Source organism: Bacillus sp. TH25 (genome assembly GCF_016650935.1).
Classification (GTDB): Bacteria; Bacillota; Bacilli; order Bacillales; family Bacillaceae_G; genus Bacillus_A; species Bacillus_A mycoides.
In genome coordinates this window covers 723,865-742,794 of record NZ_JAEKEU010000009.1, presented here as the reverse complement: position 1 = coordinate 742,794, position 18,930 = coordinate 723,865, and the positions used below count along the sequence as shown (strand labels likewise).

Annotated in this window: 19 protein-coding genes and 1 pseudogene; 10 read left to right on the top strand and 10 right to left on the bottom strand. The window is 37.4% G+C overall.

What is annotated here, in order from left to right; translation table 11 throughout:
- The first annotated feature begins 273 nt into the window (after positions 1–273).
- From JFT89_RS08365 to JFT89_RS08340, 6 genes are all read left to right on the top strand, one after another.
- Positions 274–867, top strand: coding sequence for a TVP38/TMEM64 family protein (locus JFT89_RS08365; RefSeq protein WP_016094564.1), 594 nt, complete (start codon positions 274–276; stop codon positions 865–867).
- A 56-nt stretch (positions 868–923) separates the two neighbouring features.
- Complete coding sequence (gene lepB, locus JFT89_RS08360) at positions 924–1,487, top strand: signal peptidase I (RefSeq protein ID WP_002011277.1); 564 nt, start codon at positions 924–926, stop codon at positions 1,485–1,487.
- 117 nt (positions 1,488–1,604) lie between these two features.
- Positions 1,605–5,120, top strand: coding sequence for a helicase-exonuclease AddAB subunit AddB (gene addB, locus JFT89_RS08355; protein WP_201039744.1), 3,516 nt, complete (start codon positions 1,605–1,607; stop codon positions 5,118–5,120).
- Complete coding sequence (gene addA, locus JFT89_RS08350) at positions 5,117–8,842, top strand: helicase-exonuclease AddAB subunit AddA (RefSeq protein ID WP_016094562.1); 3,726 nt, start codon at positions 5,117–5,119, stop codon at positions 8,840–8,842. The genes addB and addA overlap by 4 nt, the downstream gene beginning before the upstream one ends.
- A 23-nt stretch (positions 8,843–8,865) precedes the next feature.
- Positions 8,866–9,144 (top strand): RNA polymerase alpha subunit C-terminal domain-containing protein, encoded by a 279-nt coding sequence (locus JFT89_RS08345; RefSeq protein ID WP_002064201.1) that lies wholly within the window; start codon positions 8,866–8,868, stop codon positions 9,142–9,144.
- Positions 9,145–9,239: 95 nt separating this feature from the next.
- Positions 9,240–9,947, top strand: coding sequence for a DNA alkylation repair protein (locus JFT89_RS08340; RefSeq protein WP_016093090.1), 708 nt, complete (start codon positions 9,240–9,242; stop codon positions 9,945–9,947).
- A gap of 50 nt (positions 9,948–9,997) precedes the next feature.
- Here the strand turns inward: JFT89_RS08340 and gerPF are convergent, their stop codons facing one another.
- The 7 genes from gerPF to JFT89_RS08305 all read right to left on the bottom strand — a co-directional run bounded on the left by gerPF (position 9,998) and on the right by JFT89_RS08305 (position 12,258).
- Positions 9,998–10,213 (bottom strand): spore germination protein GerPF, encoded by a 216-nt coding sequence (gerPF, locus tag JFT89_RS08335; RefSeq protein ID WP_001141570.1) that lies wholly within the window; start codon positions 10,211–10,213, stop codon positions 9,998–10,000.
- 42 nt (positions 10,214–10,255) lie between these two features.
- Positions 10,256–10,642, bottom strand: coding sequence for a spore germination protein GerPE (locus JFT89_RS08330; RefSeq protein ID WP_002064203.1), 387 nt, complete (start codon positions 10,640–10,642; stop codon positions 10,256–10,258).
- Between the two features lie 14 nt (positions 10,643–10,656).
- Positions 10,657–10,851: a spore germination protein GerPD gene (gene gerPD / locus JFT89_RS08325; protein ID WP_001052805.1), complete on the bottom strand. Its 195-nt coding sequence runs from the start codon at positions 10,849–10,851 to the stop codon at positions 10,657–10,659.
- Between the two features lie 6 nt (positions 10,852–10,857).
- Positions 10,858–11,472, bottom strand: a complete 615-nt coding sequence (gene gerPC / locus JFT89_RS08320; protein ID WP_002064204.1) for a spore germination protein GerPC — start codon at positions 11,470–11,472, stop codon at positions 10,858–10,860.
- 67 nt (positions 11,473–11,539) lie between these two features.
- Positions 11,540–11,746: a spore germination protein GerPB gene (gerPB, locus tag JFT89_RS08315; protein WP_001012513.1), complete on the bottom strand. Its 207-nt coding sequence runs from the start codon at positions 11,744–11,746 to the stop codon at positions 11,540–11,542.
- A 14-nt stretch (positions 11,747–11,760) separates the two neighbouring features.
- Positions 11,761–11,982 carry a spore germination protein GerPA gene (gene gerPA, locus JFT89_RS08310; protein ID WP_016094561.1) on the bottom strand — a complete coding sequence of 74 codons (222 nt, stop codon included), beginning with the start codon at positions 11,980–11,982 and terminating at the stop codon, positions 11,761–11,763.
- A 96-nt stretch (positions 11,983–12,078) separates the two neighbouring features.
- Positions 12,079–12,258 carry an aspartyl-phosphate phosphatase Spo0E family protein gene (locus tag JFT89_RS08305; RefSeq protein WP_002087032.1) on the bottom strand — a complete coding sequence of 60 codons (180 nt, stop codon included), beginning with the start codon at positions 12,256–12,258 and terminating at the stop codon, positions 12,079–12,081.
- A gap of 243 nt (positions 12,259–12,501) precedes the next feature.
- Here JFT89_RS08305 and JFT89_RS08300 point away from each other — a divergent pair, with 243 nt between their 5' ends.
- Positions 12,502–13,404 carry a fumarylacetoacetate hydrolase family protein gene (locus tag JFT89_RS08300; protein WP_002140809.1) on the top strand — a complete coding sequence of 301 codons (903 nt, stop codon included), beginning with the start codon at positions 12,502–12,504 and terminating at the stop codon, positions 13,402–13,404.
- Between the two features lie 34 nt (positions 13,405–13,438).
- On the opposite strand, the gene JFT89_RS08295 is transcribed toward JFT89_RS08300, so the two are convergent.
- Both JFT89_RS08295 and rocD read right to left on the bottom strand, forming a co-directional pair.
- Positions 13,439–13,723 (bottom strand): hypothetical protein, encoded by a 285-nt coding sequence (locus JFT89_RS08295; RefSeq protein ID WP_000925332.1) that lies wholly within the window; start codon positions 13,721–13,723, stop codon positions 13,439–13,441.
- A 106-nt stretch (positions 13,724–13,829) separates the two neighbouring features.
- On the bottom strand, positions 13,830–15,020 hold the full coding sequence (rocD, locus tag JFT89_RS08290) for an ornithine aminotransferase (RefSeq protein WP_000616665.1): 1,191 nt from the start codon (positions 15,018–15,020) through the stop codon (positions 13,830–13,832).
- A gap of 150 nt (positions 15,021–15,170) precedes the next feature.
- Between rocD and JFT89_RS08285 the strand changes: the two genes are divergently transcribed.
- Positions 15,171–15,536: a YisL family protein gene (locus tag JFT89_RS08285; protein ID WP_000233497.1), complete on the top strand. Its 366-nt coding sequence runs from the start codon at positions 15,171–15,173 to the stop codon at positions 15,534–15,536.
- A 57-nt stretch (positions 15,537–15,593) separates the two neighbouring features.
- Here JFT89_RS08285 and JFT89_RS08280 read toward each other — a convergent pair whose 3' ends face one another.
- Positions 15,594–16,148, bottom strand: coding sequence for a DUF2777 domain-containing protein (locus tag JFT89_RS08280; protein WP_002064212.1), 555 nt, complete (start codon positions 16,146–16,148; stop codon positions 15,594–15,596).
- A 242-nt stretch (positions 16,149–16,390) separates the two neighbouring features.
- Here JFT89_RS08280 and asnB point away from each other — a divergent pair, with 242 nt between their 5' ends.
- Together asnB and JFT89_RS08270 are read left to right on the top strand one after the other, a co-directional pair.
- The gene (gene asnB, locus JFT89_RS08275) at positions 16,391–18,238 is read left to right on the top strand and encodes an asparagine synthase (glutamine-hydrolyzing) (protein ID WP_201039743.1); all 1,848 of its coding nucleotides are present in this window, start codon (positions 16,391–16,393) and stop codon (positions 18,236–18,238) included.
- Between the two features lie 192 nt (positions 18,239–18,430).
- Positions 18,431–18,873: pseudogene (locus JFT89_RS08270) on the top strand (ferrochelatase).
- Positions 18,874–18,930: the final 57 nt, after the last annotated feature.

The window sequence follows — 18,930 nt, the reverse complement described above, 5'->3', positions numbered from 1 at the left end:
GGGTTTTTTTGAAACTACAGATTGACACTTTCTGTAGTTTCTTCTTTTTTATAATATGTAACCGTTAAGTTATAATCTGTGCGTGGTGTCTAAATTATTCTCATGTCTTGTCGAATATTGAAAGATTATCATAGCATAATAATGAAGGAATTCTAGCGAATGATATGGAAACTTTAATAAATACATCTCCATATGTCGTATCTACCATTTCCTCTTTCATTTAAGCAATGATACAGTAGAGGTAGTAATTAGAGTAAAGGGGTAAAGTGTAGAATGGATTTTCAAACGATCAAAGAGTATTTTTCACCAGAAAATATGGATCATATTGTTGAAAGTTATCGTGCGTTCGGACCGCTTCTCGGTATTGGCTTACCGATGATAGAGGCGCTTATTCCCGCATTGCCACTCATTGTGTTTGTGTTGGCGAATGCTGTTGCATTTGGTTTTTGGTTCGGTTTTCTTTATTCATGGATTGGGTCAGTAATTGGTGCAATGCTTGTATTTTTCATTATTCGTAGCTTTGGAAGAAGTCGTTTCTTTTCTTTTGTAAATAAGCATGAGAGAGTGCGAAAAGCGATGGGATGGATTGAAAGAAAAGGGTTCGCGCCAATCTTTGTTATATTTTGTTTTCCGTTCACACCATCTGCGCTTATAAATGTTGTAGCTGGTTTGTCTCGCATTAGCGTAAAACAGTTTGGACTAGCATTAGCATTTGGAAAGCTTGTTATGATCTTTATTTTAACGTATATCGGTCATGATTTAGTGTCATTTATTCATAAGCCGGTGAAATCGGTTATTGTGGGCGTTCTTATTTTTATTTTATGGTATGTCGGTAAAAAAATTGAGGTAAAGTTAGAACTACATTAGGAAAAGTCTTCTTTGCAAAGATAAGCTTCATCATTAAAGGGCGAGGGGAGAAGCGAATGAAGAAAACTTTGAAAAAAGAAGGGCTAGAGTGGGTAAGAACAATTTTAATTGGTGTACTATTAGCTGTATTTTTTCGAACGTTTTTCTTTTCAACGTACGTTGTAGAGGGGAAGTCAATGATGCCGACATTGCAAGATGGAAATATGCTCGTTGTGAATAAGGTGAGTTATCAAGTAGGGGACTTGAATCGATTTGATGTCGTCGTTTTTCATGCGAATAAAAAAGAGGACTATGTAAAGCGAATTATCGGTTTACCTGGGGATCATATCGAATATAAGCATGATAAATTATATATAAACGGACAATTCGTGGATGAACCTTATTTAGAGACGTATAAGAAAGAGACAAATGGACGGCAATTAACAGGCGATTTTAAACTAGAAGAGTTAACGAAAGAAAAGTTTGTACCACCCGGTTCTATTTTTGTAGTTGGTGACAACCGCCTTGGTAGCTGGGATAGTAGGCACTTCGGCTTTGTGAAAGCTGATACAGTTGTCGGTAAAGTTGATTTACGATATTGGCCGATTCAAGAGGTACAAACGAATTTTTCAAAAGGCTGATATAATAAAATGAAGTATAAGGAAAAGACAAACGAGTATGTTTGTCTTTTTTATCGTCCTATAATACAATTGTGATAGCAAACTAACGTTCGTTATGTAAGTGAAAGGTGGGGTTTCATGTCACTTCGATTTGTGATTGGTAGAGCTGGAAGTGGAAAAAGTACACTTTGTTTACACGAAGTGCAAGAAGAGTTAAAACAGCGCCCAAGAGGGAAAACAATATTATATCTTGTGCCAGAACAGATGACATTCCAAACGCAGCAGGCGTTAATTGGGAGCGAAGATGTAAGAGGTTCTATTCGGGCACAAGTTTTTAGTTTTTCGCGATTAGCGTGGAAGGTGCTGCAAGAAGTTGGCGGAGCGAGTCGTCTTCATATTGATGAAGCTGGTGTACATATGTTGCTTCGTAAAATTGTAGAATCTCGTAAAGATGGACTATCTGTGTTTCAAAAAGCAGCGGAGCAAAACGGTTTCTTTGAACATCTTGGTAGTATGATTGCTGAGTTTAAACGTTACAATGTGACGCCGTCTAACGTATATGAAATGTGGCAACAATTAGACACGCATAGCAGTAGTGCAGAGCAAAAGCTACTAGCGAATAAAGTGTATGATTTACAGTTACTATATGATGATTTTGAACGTGCTTTAATCGGAAAGTATTTAGATTCAGAAGACTACTTACAATTATTAATTGAGAAGCTTTCAGACTCTGAGTATGTAAAAGGCGCGGAAATTTATATAGATGGATTCCATTCATTTTCTCCTCAAGAGCTAGAAATCGTTAGAGGGCTAATGAAATTAGGAACAAGAGTAACAATAACATTAACGATAGATGAAAAAACGTTAGCGCAGCCAGTGAATGAACTAGATTTATTTTATGAAACGACGTTAACGTATGAAAAAATAAAACAAGTAGCGCGTGAAGAGAAAATAGAAATTGAAAAAACAATTCCACTTATGGAACAACCGCGTTTTCATTCTCCAGCATTAGCTCATTTAGAAACGCATTATGAAGCGCGTCCGAATGAAAAGTATCATGGTGAAGCGAGTGTAACAATTAGTACAGCAGCTAATTTACGAGCTGAAGTAGAAGGTGTAGCTCGTGAAATTAGAAGACTTGTGGCGGATGAAGACTATCGTTACCGAGATATCGCAGTCCTTCTTCGTAACGGAGAAAGTTATTACGACGTAATGCGAACGTTATTTACGGATTATAATATCCCGCATTTCATCGATGAAAAACGCCCAATGTCACATCATCCGCTAGTAGAATGTATTCGTTCGGCACTCGAGATTATTAGCGGGAATTGGCGTTATGATGCAGTGTTCCGCTGTGTGAAAACAGAACTTTTATATCCACTAGACGTAAGAAAAGAAGCGATGCGCGAAGAGATGGATGAGTTCGAAAACTACTGTTTAGCGTACGGTGTACAAGGGAAGAGATGGACTTCTGAAGATCCGTGGATGTATCGTCGTTATCGTTCTCTTGATGATGCGAGCGAAATGATAACAGACAGTGAGCGTGAAATGGAAGAGAAAATAAATCGACTTCGCGACGTTGTAAGAACGCCAGTTATTCGTATGCAAAAAAGACTGAAGCGTGCTGGAACAGTTATGCAAATGTGCGAAGCGGTATATTTATTTTTAGAGGAGCTTGACGTTCCGAAAAAACTAGAAGAATTACGTGTTCGTGCAGAAGAAAATGGAGATTTCTTATTTGCGACAGACCATGAGCAAGTATGGGAAGAAGTGATGAATCTTCTTGATACGTTCGTTGAGATGCTTGGCGAAGAGAAGATGTCCCTTTCAATGTTTACGGAGGTTATGTCGACAGGTCTTGAGGCACTTCAATTTGCGAACATTCCGCCGTCACTAGATCAAGTGTTAGTTGCTAATATTGATCATTCTAGATTATCAGATATTAAAGCGACGTTCGTTATTGGAGTAAACGAAGGTGTGATTCCAGCAGCGCCTATGGATGAAGGTATGCTTTCTGATGAGGAAAGAAATGTTCTCACCGCTGCAGGTATCGAATTAGCACCAACGACGAGACAAACTTTATTAGAAGAACAGTTCGTTATGTATCAAATGGTGACGAGAGCATCTGAGAAGTTATACATTTCTTGTCCGCTTGCGGATGAAGAAGGAAAGACGTTACTTGCTTCTAGTTTTATTAAAAAAATAAAAAGAATGTTCCCTGATGTGAAAGAATCGTTTATTACGAATGACGTAAATGACTTATCGCGTTCGGAACAAATCTCATATGTAGCAACGCCAGAAGTGACCTTGTCTTATGTTATGCAGCAGCTGCAAACATGGAAGCGATACGGATTTGAAGGCAATTTAGACTTTTGGTGGGATGTATATAACTTCTACGTTACTTCAGATGAATGGAAGCAAAAAAGTAGCCGTGTGTTATCAAGTTTATTCTACCGAAATCGTGCACAGAAACTAAGTGCAGATGTAAGTAGGGATTTATATGGAGATACAATTAAGGGAAGCGTTTCTCGTATGGAACTATTTAATCGCTGTGCGTACGCTCATTTTGCCCAGCACGGTTTATCGCTAAGAGAGCGTGATATTTTCAAACTTGATGCGCCAGATATCGGTGAGTTATTCCATGCAGCGCTGAAGAGAATTGCAGACAAGCTATTACGTGAAAATCGGACTTGGGCGGATTTATCAATAAAAGAGTGTGAACACCTTTCTGCTTTAGTAATAGAAGAAATTGCACCGTTATTACAAAGACAAATTTTATTAAGTTCGAACCGTCATTTCTATTTAAAGCAAAAACTACAACAAATCATTTTCCGTACGTCACTTATTCTTCGTGAACATGCGAAGTCGAGTGGATTTGTACCAGTTGATTTAGAAGTACCGTTCGGTATGGGCGGGACTGGATCGCTTCCGCCAATGGAATTTGCGTTGCCAAATGGTGTGAAGATGGAAGTAGTTGGCCGTATTGACCGTGTTGATAAGGCGGAAGATGAGAGTGGTACGTTCCTTCGTATTATTGATTATAAATCAAGTTCGAAAGCGTTAGATTTAACAGAAGTGTATTACGGACTCGCACTTCAAATGTTAACGTATTTAGATGTTGTTACTTCAAATGCACATACGTGGATGAAAAAGGGCAGTACTGCATCACCGGCGGGTGTATTGTATTTCCATATTCATAACCCGATTGTTGAGATGAAAGGCGATGCATCTGAAGAAGAAATTGAGAAAGAAATTTTAAAGAAATTTAAAATGAAAGGTCTCGTGCTAGGAGATGCTGACGTTGTGCGTTTAATGGATAATAAACTTTCAACAGGAAGCTCTGATATTATTTCTGCTGGTCTGAAAAAAGATGGTAGTTTTAGTGCGCGTTCTAGCATTGCAAGTGAACAAGAGTTTAACGTACTTCAAAAATATGTACACCACTCGTTTGAAAATATCGGAAAAGACATAACAGAAGGTGTTATCGATATTGCTCCTTACAAAAAGGGGAATAAAGCGGCATGTACGTTCTGTAACTTCAAATCTGTTTGTCAATTTGATGAATCACTTGAAGATAACCAATTCCGTACGTTAAAAGATATGAAAGATAGCGAAGCGATGGAGAAAATTAGAGAGGAGGTTGGCGGAGAATGATAGAAAATTGGCCTCAGAAACCAGAAGGTAGTCAATGGACAGATGACCAGTGGAAAGCGGTTGTAGCGAACGGACGTGATATTTTAGTCGCAGCGGCAGCTGGATCAGGGAAAACAGCGGTATTAGTTGAACGTATTATTAAAAAGATTATAAGTGAGGAAAATCCAGTCGATGTCGACCGCCTGCTCGTTGTAACATTTACGAATGCAGCAGCGCAAGAAATGAAAAATCGAATTGGGGAAGCGTTAGAAAAAGTATTAATTGATGGGCCAGGTTCACAGCATATAAGAAAGCAGCTTAGCTTATTAAATAAAGCTTCCATTTCTACAATTCATTCATTTTGTTTACAAGTTATTAGAGGATATTATTACATGCTTGATGTCGATCCTCGTTTTCGTATTGCGAACCAAACAGAAAATGAGTTATTAAAAGAAGAAGTGCTAGATGACATATTAGAAGAAGAATATGGAATCGAAGATAATAGTATTTTCTTTGAACTAGTTGATCGTTATACGAGCGATCGTAGTGACGATGACTTACAACGAATGATTTTAGCGCTTCATACAGAATCAAGAGCGCATCCAAACCCGGAGAAGTGGCTTGATAAATTAGTAGAAGCATACGACGTTGAAGGAAAGACGATTGAAGATTTAGTGTACGCTTCTTACTTATTAGAAGATATAAAATTCCAGCTTGAAACAGCGGAAAAGCATATTTGTAAGGCGACTGAACTCGCAATGCTTCCTGATGGTCCAGCGCCTCGCGTTGAAACTTTACAAGCGGATTTAGCTTTACTTGGAACGTTATCCTCAGCAGCGCGTGGATCGTGGACAAGCGTTTATGAAGCGATGCAAAATGTATCGTGGCAAACGTTAAAGCGTATTAAAAAAAGTGATTATAACGAAGATGTTGTAAAACAAGTAGATTCTCTTCGTAATAAAGCGAAAGATGAAGTAAAGAAATTACAAGAAGAGTTATTTAGCCGCAGACCCGAAAGTTTCTTACGAGATTTTCAAGATATGCATCCTGTATTAGAAAAACTCGTGAAGCTTGTAAAAGTATTTACAAATCGTTTTCAAGCGATTAAGCGAGATAAAGGGATGGTCGATTTCACAGATTTAGAGCATTTCTGTTTGCAAATTTTAAGCGAGCAAAGTGAAGACGGTGAAATGAAGCCGTCAGCAGTAGCACTTCAATATCGTAATAAATTTGCTGAAGTACTAGTTGATGAATATCAAGATACGAACTTCGTACAGGAATCAATTATTAAATTCGTAACGAAAGATTCTGAGAGTGAAGGAAACTTGTTCATGGTTGGTGACGTAAAACAGTCAATCTATCGTTTCCGACTAGCAGAGCCTGGTTTATTCTTAGGAAAATATAAACGTTTCACACAAGAAGGATTGGACGGCGGAATGAAGATTGACTTAGCGAAAAACTTCCGTAGCCGTCATGAAGTGCTAGCAGGTACGAACTTTATTTTCAAACAAATTATGGGTGAAGAAGTCGGAGAAATTGATTATGATGCTGACGCTGAATTAAAGCTAGGTGCTAGCTATCCAGAAGGTGAAGATGTAGCGGCAGAGCTATTATGTATTCAGCAAACTGAGGAAGAAGTGCAAGACGGTGAAGAAGGTGCCGAAGTAGAAAAAGCGCAGCTTGAAGCTCGTCTTATGGCGCAGCGTATTAAAGCAATGGTCGATTCAGGCTATGAAGTGTATGATCGTAAAACCGATAGTATGCGCCCAGTGCAATATCGTGATTTCGTTATTTTACTTCGTTCCATGCCATGGGCGCCGCAAATTATGGAAGAGTTAAAACTACAAGGAATTCCGGTATATGCTGACCTTGCGACTGGTTACTTTGAAGCGACAGAAGTAAATATTATGATGAACGTATTCCGCGTCATTGATAATCCGATGCAAGATATCCCGCTTGCAGCTGTACTTCGTTCGCCGATCGTTGGACTAAATGACGAAGAACTTGCGACGCTTCGTGCTCATGGAAAGAAAGGCTCGTTTTATGAAGTGATGAGCTTATTCTTAAAAGGAGCGCCGCTTGAAGAAGAACAAGAACTGCATGATAAATTAGAGTGGTTTTATAACTTACTGCAAGGGTGGCGTGAATTTGCGCGTCAACAATCTCTTTCTGATTTAATTTGGAAAGTGTACGGTGAGACAGGCTATTACGACTTTGTCGGCGGTTTACCAGCCGGAAAGCAAAGGCAGGCAAACTTACGTGTACTATATGACCGCGCAAGACAATATGAAGCAACATCGTTTAGAGGATTATTCCGCTTCTTGCGCTTTATTGAGCGTATTTTAGAACGCGGAGATGATATGGGAACGGCGAGAGCCCTCGGAGAACAAGAAGATGTTGTTCGCATTATGACGATTCATAAAAGTAAAGGGCTAGAGTTCCCAGTCGTATTTGTAGCTGGACTTGGTCGCCGTTTTAATACACAAGATTTAATGAAGCGTTTCTTACTTCATAAAGATTTCGGTTTCGGTTCACAATTTATCGATCCTCGTAAACGAATTAAATATACGACATTATCGCAACTAGCGATTAAGCGTAAAATGAAGATGGAATTAATTGCGGAAGAAATGCGCGTACTATACGTAGCGTTAACACGTGCAAAAGAGAAGTTAATTTTAATTGGAACAGTTAAAGATGCAAATAAAGAAATGGAAAAATGGCTCGATGCAAGAGAGCATAGTGAATGGTTATTACCAGACCATATTCGTGCCGGAGCGTCTTGCTACTTAGACTGGATTGCACCTTCCTTATATAGACACCGTGATAGTGAAATGCTTCTTGAATTAGGACAAGGAAATATTCCAGGCGAAATTTATGAATATAGTGCTAGCTGGAAAGTAGAAGTTGTTGACGGAAAAGATTTACTTGCACCAGAACCAGTTCAAGAAGAGAAACAAGAGTTATTAGAAGCGCTTCGTGATAAAAAAGCTGTTCCGTTAGAAAGTGAACGGAAAGAAGAAGTGTACGACAGATTGATGTGGGAATACGGGTATGCGGACGCGACATCTCACCGTGCGAAACAGTCTGTTACAGAAATAAAGAGAAATTATCAATCTGAAGAAGGTAGCGATAACGCCTTTATTAAAAAACTTCGTGCACCAATTAAAACACGCCCGCGCTTTATGGAGAAAAAAGGGCTAACATACGCAGAGCGAGGGACAGCAGTCCATGCCGTTATGCAGCATGTAGATTTGAAGAAACCAATTACGATTGAAGTTCTTCAAGAACAAATTGCAAGAATGGTAAATAAAGAACTATTAACATTTGAACAAGCTGAAGAAATAGCGATTGAAAAGGTAATTTCATTCTTTGACAGTGACTTAGGTAAAAGGGTATTAGCAGCAAAAAGTGTTGAACGTGAAGTACCATTTACGATGATGCTTTCAGCAGAAGAAGCGTATCAAGATTGGCAAGGGAAGAAAGGCGAAACAATACTTGTCCAAGGGGTTATCGACTGCATGATCGAAGAGGAAGACGGAATTACTTTAATCGACTTTAAAACAGATACGATTGAAGGAAAGTTCCCAGGCGGATTTGATCAAGCGAAACCAATTTTAGAAGACCGATACAAAGTACAGCTTTCACTATATGCAAAAGCACTCGAGAAAAGCTTAAAATATCCTGTGAAAGAGAAATGTTTATATTTCTTTGATGGAAATCATGTTGTAAATATTGACGAATAGAGCTTAGAAAGAGGTTATGGATTATGGCGACGTTAAGAACTTGTGATCAAGGACATGAGTACTACAAAAGTAGCGATTGTCCAACTTGCCCAACCTGTGAGAAAGAGAGAAAGCCAAAAGAAGGCTTTCTTTCTCTTCTTTCAGCACCAGCAAGGCGAGCGTTAGAGCACCATGGAATTCATACTCTAGAAGAACTTTCAAAGTATAGTGAAAAAGAAATTTTGAAACTGCACGGTATAGGGCCAGCATCTTTACCTAAATTGAGAACGGCTTTAGAAGATAAGGGATTATCATTTAAATAAAGAAAAACTAATCATTAGTGGGGAGTAGTATCTTCACTAATGATTAGTTTATATAATCGAATTGATTATAATATTAAGAAAGGAAGTGCAATACTATGGATTTCGAAACAGTAATGCAAGAGCTTGAAACTCTCGGTAAGGAACGAACTAAAAAAATATACATATCTAATGGTGCAAAGGATCCACTTTTTGGCGTAGCTACAGGTGCTATGAAACCAATCGCAAAGAAAATAAAAATAAATCAAAGTTTAGCTGAAGAGCTGTATGCCACAGGTAACTACGATGCAATGTACTTTGCAGGCATTATTGCAGACCCAAAAACTATGAATGAATCGGATTTTGATCGTTGGATGGATGGGGCGTACTTTTATATGTTGTCCGATTATGTGGTGGCAGTAACTTTATCTGAATCAGATTTTGCACAAGACGTTGCTGATAAATGGATTGCAAGTGGTGACGAACTAAGAATGTCCGCGGGCTGGAGTTGCTATTGCTGGCTTTTAGGGAATCGAAAAGACAATGAATTTTCCGAAAGTAAGATTGCCAATATGCTAGAAGTTGTGAAAAATACAATTCACGATGCGCCAGAACGAACGAAATCCGCTATGAATAATTTTCTAAACACCGTGGGGATTTCATATGTGCCGCTACATGAAAAGGCAGTTGAAACCGCAAAGGAAGTAGGCATAGTAGAACTAAAACGGGGCAACAAGAAAAGCAGTTTTCTAAATGCTTACGAAAGTATTCATAAAGAACTTGATAGAGGAAGACTGGGATTCAAACGTAAATATGTAAGATGTTAAAAAACAGAAGGAAAAGCATTAGCTCTATACAAAAAGAGCTAATGCTTTTTTTACGCTGTTCCAATTTGATCTTGGTCTGCAACGTCCGAATCAAATGTATTGGTTGCACTAACGCCGCTAAAAGTATTGACGACAAATCCGACATTGGAAGCCCCAGACCCGTTATAAGCTTTCGTATTTTCTTTCGGAGACACGTTATAAAAATCTCCTAAGTTGAAAGAGCCGTTACTGTTTTGAACGACGAGATTTCCTACAACCGAAGGCATACCATCCACCTACTTTACTAAACTTTTTAATTACTATATGAATTATTTAGAGGAAGGTTCATCAGTAATAAATTGGCGGATTTGTAGCGTACGAGAATTATTAAAAACATAGTCAACATTACCGATTTGGAAGCATGCGGAATTTAAAAGTGTTCGCAAGTGAACATCATCTACTTCAATAAAAGGGCACTCATTTACAATATTCATTCTTACATCTGTTGTTCGCTTTGGAATTGTAATGTGTTCATCTGTAAAGATTTCAAACGCATCAAAACGACCTTCCCCTTTTATATAACAAGGGATTTCTCGGTGAACGATAATCGCTCTATTTTTTAATTCTATTTGATTAGCATCCCCGGCCTGGAAGACGGCTGCAACCCCCATAGAAATGATTGAAACATTTTGTACAACTGAAGTATGACGGAGCATAATTTTTCCTCTCCTCAACCTGGAGTCGGAGGGACATCTGTTACTAATGGTACAAATGGTCCCTCTGTAACGGATTCGAAAGGCGTATCAAGAATAGAAGAAAGGATGAGAAGGTTAGCATCTCCAATTAAAAATAATGCGGAAGAAGAAACCCCGTTCATTTTAATCTGCCCTACTTTTAACTCGCGGTTCACAACATTTAAATTCATACATACTTACTCCTTTCGGAAATTGCCTGGTATGTGTTGAATAAAGGAAAGAAAGGCTTTGTCAATATCTTGTTTCATTGCTTGAATAATGACGTCTCGTAAATAATCGGGATCTGAGGAAATACCCTCATATGATTGAACTTGTGATAAATAATACGGAAGTCTATGTTCCATCTGTTTTTTTATGTCATCCACCATCATTTGTCGATACATCTCATCAAGCGGCGTTCTCTCTTCTTGTTCAAAATGGAGAATTCGACTATATGCTTCTTCATCTAAATAGCGATGCATTTCTTGAAGGATACCTTGATAAAAGTCTGGATTTGTTTCTGTTTCAGGATTTACTTTTAATGTTTCTGTATCCACTTGAAAATCTTCAATTTGTTGCCCCTTTGATGAAAATGGATTCAAGCCAATATTTAAAGTGCCGTTTAAATTTTCTACTTTTAATTGATCAAATTTATATTCCACTTTTCCTATAGAAGAGGAGGGACGACTTTTTAACTCATTAAGCTCTTCTTGTAGTAGGCGAACTTGCTCTTCAAGGTTTAGAATAGTTTGCTGCTGTATTTGGAGAGCTTGTTGAAGTTGGTGTAGGTAAGTATATATATCTTGATTCATTTGTGAAACCTCCTTTTCAATAGGGAGGGGAAATATATTCCTGCTATATATTTATGACAAGGATACCTTAAGAAGAACTAGTTGATGGTTTGATGGAAATAATTTGTCCTTTCGCCTGTAATGGACGAAGAGGTTCTGTAAATCCGCCGGAATTTGAGAATTTAGAAAGAGCTTTAATACTACCTGCAGTTCCAATTTGAAAAACGGAAGAGGTCGTAATGCTATCGATTCTAATGCTGTTAATGATGATACTTTGGTTCACATAAAAATTCAATGCAATCGCCCCCTTTAGTTCGAACCAATTATTGCTTGATCAATTATATCTGAATCATTGACGGTCGTTGAGCTTTGATAATTGTAGACAGAGACGTTATCCCCAACATTAAATGAACCGGCTCCGGCAAAAGCGCGTGAATAACTAATAGGCCTAATCGCAAATACATCTCCAATATGAAAAATACCACTTGATCCAATGTTAACGATACGAATATGTCCGACCATAGCTGGCATACAAAACACCTTTCGTTTTTAAAATTTTCTTTTCTACTATTGTATGGGCGTTTTCAATAAAATGTGTATTTTTTCGAAATAAAAGAAACACATACGTTATTGCGTATGTGTTTCGAACATTTGAGTATGTGTGCAATCTGTATGTATAGGCCAAACAACATTTAAGAGCCTGTCCAATTCCTGGCTACAATCTACTGTTTTTTGAGAAGTCATTCCGTAGCGTTCAGCAAAATAGATCATTTTTTCACGTTTTTTTTCGATAGCTTGCTCAAACATTGAAATCGGCTCCATCTCTCAATAAATTTTATGTATATATGTAGTACATATTATACAAAAATCCCATAAAAAAGAAACATCTTCGCTAAAAAAAGTATAATTTCTACATTTTATGTCAAATAACGGATGAGGAACAAATATAAGAATGGTTGAATATTGTAAAAATTAGCGTGTATAAGAAGGTTTTTTTCTTAAGGATGCGAATACAATTATAGGGTATGAGTTTTAGGATGGAGAGTGGAAATGTTGCGTTTTGTAACGGCGAAGAAAGAAGAAAAAGTATTTGTAGGTATTGTGGATGAAGAGGAAGAGAAGGTATTACATTTAAGAGAAGCGCAAAGACAAAAAGGGGAAAAGGTTACTATCCCAATTACCATGTTAGAGTGTATTGAAAGAGGAAGCGAATGTCTTGAGAAAGTGTACGATATTGTAAATTGGGCGAAGGAAAATGCGGGATCGGCGTATTATCCGTTAGCAGAGGTGAAAATTTTAGCACCGATTCCAAGGCCGAGAAAAAATATTCTTTGTGTTGGAAAGAACTATCGTGAGCATGCGGTAGAAATGGGCGGAGTAGAGTCTATCCCTGAAAATATAATGATTTTTACAAAGGCGCCAACAACAGTGATTGGAATTGATGAGCAAATTAATGGTCACCCTCACGCGACGAATGAACTTGATTACGAAGGTGAACTAGCAATCGTTATCGGTAAGCGAGGGAAACAAATAAAAATAGAAAAAGCTCTTGATCATGTTTTTGGATATACAGTTATAAATGATGTAACTGCTCGGGATATTCAAAGGAAACATAAACAATTTTTCCTAGGGAAAAGTTTCGATACATTTTGTCCGATGGGACCGTATTTAATTCATAAATCGATGGTTAGAACGCCGAATGCATTACACGTTGAAACAGTGGTAAATGGAGAAGTAAGGCAAACTTCAAATACGAGAGAAATGATTTTTTCAGTAGAAGAAATTATTTCAACTATAAGTAAAGGCATGACATTAGAGCCAGGAGATATCATTGCAACAGGGACACCAGCTGGTGTTGGTAAAGGTTTTACACCACCGAAGTTTTTACATGCTGGTGATGAAGTTGTTATTACAGTAGAGGGAATTGGTACGTTAAGAAATATAGTGAAATGAAAAAAGAGCTATCTTGTGAAAAGATAGCTCTTTTCTATGGGCGTGGATTAACGGAGTAATCTATGATGGCGAAAATATACAATCCGATTAATGCTAAAGTACAAATTCCAATTAGCATAACTGCAAGTGCGCTTCTCTCACGGCCAAAACCGATAATTGTAAGGAAAACAGCAGCCCAAAATGATGTTTTGAGTAGTGTGAATGTATTAGGAGTTGAATAATGGCTGAGTAAAGTTGTAGATAATATGAAGCCGATGAATGTCATAGAAATAAAAATTGTAGCTAAATTATTAATGTGTTTACCGTATTTCAATAGCATACAGTTACCCCCCTTCTAACAAAAACAGAATATTCAATTTTTATTTTACGATAAACTACTAAAAAAAGAAAGAGGTTGTCCTATATTTAGGACAACCTCACTATGATTAAGATAGTACAGCTTTAATTTTTTGGAACGCCCACTCTAAATCTTCTTCAGAGATTACTAGAGGTGGTGCAATACGAATTACGTTTTCGTGTGTTTCTTTACATAATAGACCAGCTGCTTTTAGTTGTTCACAGTAAGGACGAGCTGGCTCGTTTAATTCGATACCGATGAATAAACCTTTACCGCGAATGTCAGTAATCATTGGGTTATCAATTTCTTTTAATTGCCCAACTAGTTTTTCTCCTAATTGAAGAGAACGCTCTGTTAATTTTTCTTCTTCTAATACTTCAAGAGCTGCAATAGAAACAGCACATGCAAGTGGGTTACCACCGAATGTAGAACCGTGAGAACCTGGCTCGAATACACCTAAAATGTCGCTGTTTGCTGCAACACAAGAGATTGGGAATACGCCGCCGCCAAGTGCTTTACCAAGTATGTACATGTCAGGAGTTACATTGTCCCAGTCGCAAGCAAATACTTTACCTGTACGGCCTAAGCCTGTTTGGATTTCATCTGCTACGAATAAAACGTTTTCTTTTTTACATACTTCAAAAGCTTCTTGTAAGAAACCAGCTGGTGGAATGTTAATTCCTGCTTCACCTTGGATTGGCTCTAAAATGAATGCAGCTGTATTTGGTGTAATCGCAGCTTTTAACGCTTCTAAATCACCATAAGGAATTACAATAATGCCAGGAAGCATTGGACCGAAGCCGCGCTTGTACTCTTCGTTTGATGACATAGAAACAGCACCCATTGTACGTCCGTGGAAGTTATCTTCACAAACGATGATTTCTGCACGGTTTGCTTCTACCTTTTTCACATCATAAGCCCAGCGACGAGCTGTTTTAATTGCAGTTTCAACAGCCTCTGCGCCTGTATTCATAGGAAGTACCATATTTTTATTTGTTAGTTTCGCAACTTTTTCGTACCAAGGACCTAATTGATCGCTATGGAAAGCACGAGAAGTTAACGTCACTCGATTAGCTTGGTCAATTAAAGCGTTAATGATTTTTGGATGACGATGACCTTGGTTTACTGCAGAATATGCACTTAATAAGTCCATATAGCGGTTTCCTTCAGGATCTTCTACCCAAACGCCTTCTGCTTTAGAAATAACGATTGGAAGTGGATGGTAGTTATTTGCCCCGTATGTGTCTGTAAGTTCGATAATATCCTTAGTTTGAATCATGATTGTTCCCCCTTTTGTTATTACAAGAAGTTTGTAAATACTCTAAATATTATAGCATTTAAATATAAAAAAGCGAAACATTTCCTGAAAATATATGAACATGTTATCATATAGAGTGAAAAAGTGTGAAAAAGAGGAGGCAGGGATACGATGGTACATATGCATATTACAGCATGGGCGTTAGGATTAATTTTATTCTTCGTTGCGTATTCACTTTATTCAGCAGGAAGAAAAGGTAAAGGTGTACATATGGGGCTTCGCCTTATGTACATTATCATTATTGTGACAGGTTTCATGTTGTACATGAGTATTGTGAAGACGGCAACAGGTAGCATGCACATGTGGTACGGCATGAAAATGCTAGCTGGTATATTAGTAATCGCTGGAATGGAAATGGTTCTTGTGAAAATGAGCAAGAACAAAGCAACAGGGGCATTTTGGGGATTATTTATTGTTGCACTAGTAGCGGTATTTTACCTTGGACTGAAATTACCGATTGGTTGGCAAGTATTCTAATAAAAAATAAAACCACCTTATAATCTCAAATATTTGGGAGATAAGGTGGTTTTTATTTTATGTCGCATCAATATGCAACTCTTCTCCGTTTACTTTCGTAAATCGCAAAATATTTTTATTAGAGGAAGAGTGGCGTACAAAATGATGTTGCAATGTACAAATCATTTCGTCGTTATCGAATAAAAGAATATTTACTCCTTCGCCTGCTTCATCTTTCGGCAAGAATGATAAATAATTATGACAATACATGCAATCATATAAAGAGTAATTAAGTGATTGCAATGATTCGGTTAATAATGTAAAGACAGAATCAGGTAATTCCTCAAGCCATTCATTATAGCTAAGAAGTAATTTTTTTCGAATTCGTATCATTTCCCCGTTTTGGAGAGAATGTTGTTCATTTGCAATTTGTAATATGTCTTGTTCATAAAAACGAGCTGGTAGCCAATTGTTGTTATATAAAATTTCAAAACCATCTTCAGCAATATCTTCTAATAGAAAAGCCTCATCATTTTCATCATCAAAGAATACCCATTCTTTGTTTATATATTCTACATTACCGACTGTATGAGCGCGCGGTTGGTTATACAAAATATGTTTGCGTTGTATCATAGTTCATTTCTCCTTTTATAGAAATAGTTATTCTTGTTATGGACAGTTCGTACGTTCTTTATAACTAGACACACCTAAAGATAGATGGGCATACAATAAAACACGCTTTACACTGTGAAACTGCTATTCCATATATGGATAGTTAGTTATCGTCAAGTTTGTTGTTTTTATGTATCCGCACTCATAGGGTGGGGATTACTGCACGTTCAGAAACAGATATTAGATTAGGAAGGATGATTCTTATGTGCGGGATTACAGGATGGGTGGATTATAAACGCTCATTAGAAGGGGAAAGGGACATCGTGACGAAGATGGCGGAAACGCTAGCGAAACGCGGTCCAGATGATAATAAAGTTTGGATTAAAGGAAACGTTGCATTTGGGCATAAACGGTTAATTGTTGTAGATCCTGAAGGTGGTAAACAGCCGATGACTTGTTTGAAAGATGAAACTAGTTATGCGATTTGCTATAACGGAGAGCTCTACAATACAGAAGATATTCGCAAAGAGTTATTAAGAAGAGGTTATACATTTAAAGGGCATTCCGATACAGAAGTACTATTGGCATCTTATATTGAATGGAAAGAAGAATGTGTCGATCATTTAAACGGTATATATGCGTTTGCAGTATGGGATGAGAAAAATGAACGAGTCTTTATTGCCAGAGATCGATTAGGTGTAAAACCGCTTTTTTATAAATATGATAGCGGACGATTATTATTTGGTTCAGAGTTAAAAGCGATACTAGCGCATCCAGATGTGAAGGCGGAAGTAACGTTAGAAGGGTTGTCAGAAATATTTGGCCTCGGACCATCTAGAACGCCTGGTCACGGTATATATGCTGGTATTCAAGAACTGCGTCCGGGTCATGCAATGACGTTCTCAAAAGACGGTTTATGCATATGGAAATATTGGAATGTGGAAAGTAAAAAACATGAAGATTCATTTGAAGAAACAGTAGAGAAAACTCGTTTTTTATTACAAGATGCGATTACGAGACAATTAGTTTCTGACGTACCACTATGCACTTTTTTATCAGGCGGTGTAGATTCAAGTGCTATAACAGCAATTGCCGCGAAAGAGTATGAAAGATCAGGGAAAGGTCAATTGCACACGTATTCTGTTGACTATGAAGATAACGACAAATATTTTAAAGCGAATGCGTTTCAGCCGAATTCAGATGCACCATTTATTAATTTAATGACAGAGACATTTCAAACAATTCATCATCGCTGCGTCATTTCTAATGAACAACTAGCACAGTATTTAACAGAAGCAGTACTCGTTCGCGATTTGCCTGGTATGGCAGATATTGATTCTTCATTATTATGGTTTTGCCGTGAAATAAAACAAGATTTTGTCGTCGGTTTATCTGGAGAATGTGCAGATGAAATATTCGGCGGTTATCCGTGGTTTTATAGAGAAGATGATTTACAATCAAGTGCATTTCCGTGGATGCGTTCTACAGAAGCGCGTGAACAACTTCTGAAGAAAGAATGGAGAAATAAATTAAATTTACAACAATATGTGCAAAGGCGCTATGAAGAATCCATTCAAGAAGTTCCTATTTTAGAGGGAGAAAGCCCATTAGAAGCGAAGAGACGACAATTATTTTATTTAAACATGGTATGGTTTATGACAACATTATTAGACAGAAAAGACCGTATGAGTATGGGGGCAAGCTTAGAAGTACGCGTTCCATTTGCGGACCACCGACTTGTCGAATATGCGTGGAATATTCCTTGGGAAATGAAAATGTATAAAAACCGCGAAAAAGGTCTATTGCGTAAGGCGTTAGAAGGATTACTTCCAAATGATATATTATATAGAAAGAAAAGTCCGTATCCGAAAACGCATAATCCGCACTATACGAAAGCAGTAACAGTATGGCTCCAAGATTTATTAACGGATAAAGGCTCAATTTTGCATGAATTGTTCGATAAGGAGCAATTGAGCGGATTGATCCAGTCTGGCGGCAGTGCATTTCAAAAACCGTGGTTTGGGCAATTAATGACTGGGCCGCAACTTTTAGCTCATTTAGCGCAAATTCATGTTTGGTTTAAAGAGTATGGGGTAAATATTAAAGAATAGGGGAAAGGGCGGCTTACAAAATATATGTAAGTCGCTTTTTTATTAAATGAATTGTCATATAAAATTCAAAATCATATTAGAGATAATATTTGTTTAGAATTATTATTTTGACGTATTTATTATTACTTGTTATACTTGGAAACAAATGTTCTTGAAAAAGATTCTCATTTCCAAAATTGAGGTGTTATATAGATGACGAAGAAGAAACTAGGTTTGCTTGTGATGGCGTATGGAACGCCGGAGTCATTAGATGATGTACACTCACATTCGTCACGGGCGTAAGCCGTCGGAAGAAGCGCTCCAAAATTTAATCGGACGGTATAAAGCAATTGGTGGAATTTCACCAATTGTGAAAATAACGAAAGAGCAGGCGCATAAATTAACAGATTCAATGAATAAAATGTTTACAGAGTATGAATTTGTTTGTTACTTAGGTTTAAAACACATTGCTCGATTTAGAAGTTTTATATGAAACCGATTATGAATGTAAAGTTGTAACTGATGAATTAAATACCGCATATTCTAGACTAAATATGCCCAATTTACAATCTGTATTTATTGATTGCTTAGCTGAAATTGTTTCCAAAAAAATGAAGGAAATAGTTGACAAGGATTTAATTTTGAATAATAATTAGTTTATAATAATTTTAAATAAATAATAATTACTACAAAAGAAAGAGGAGGATCCCCCC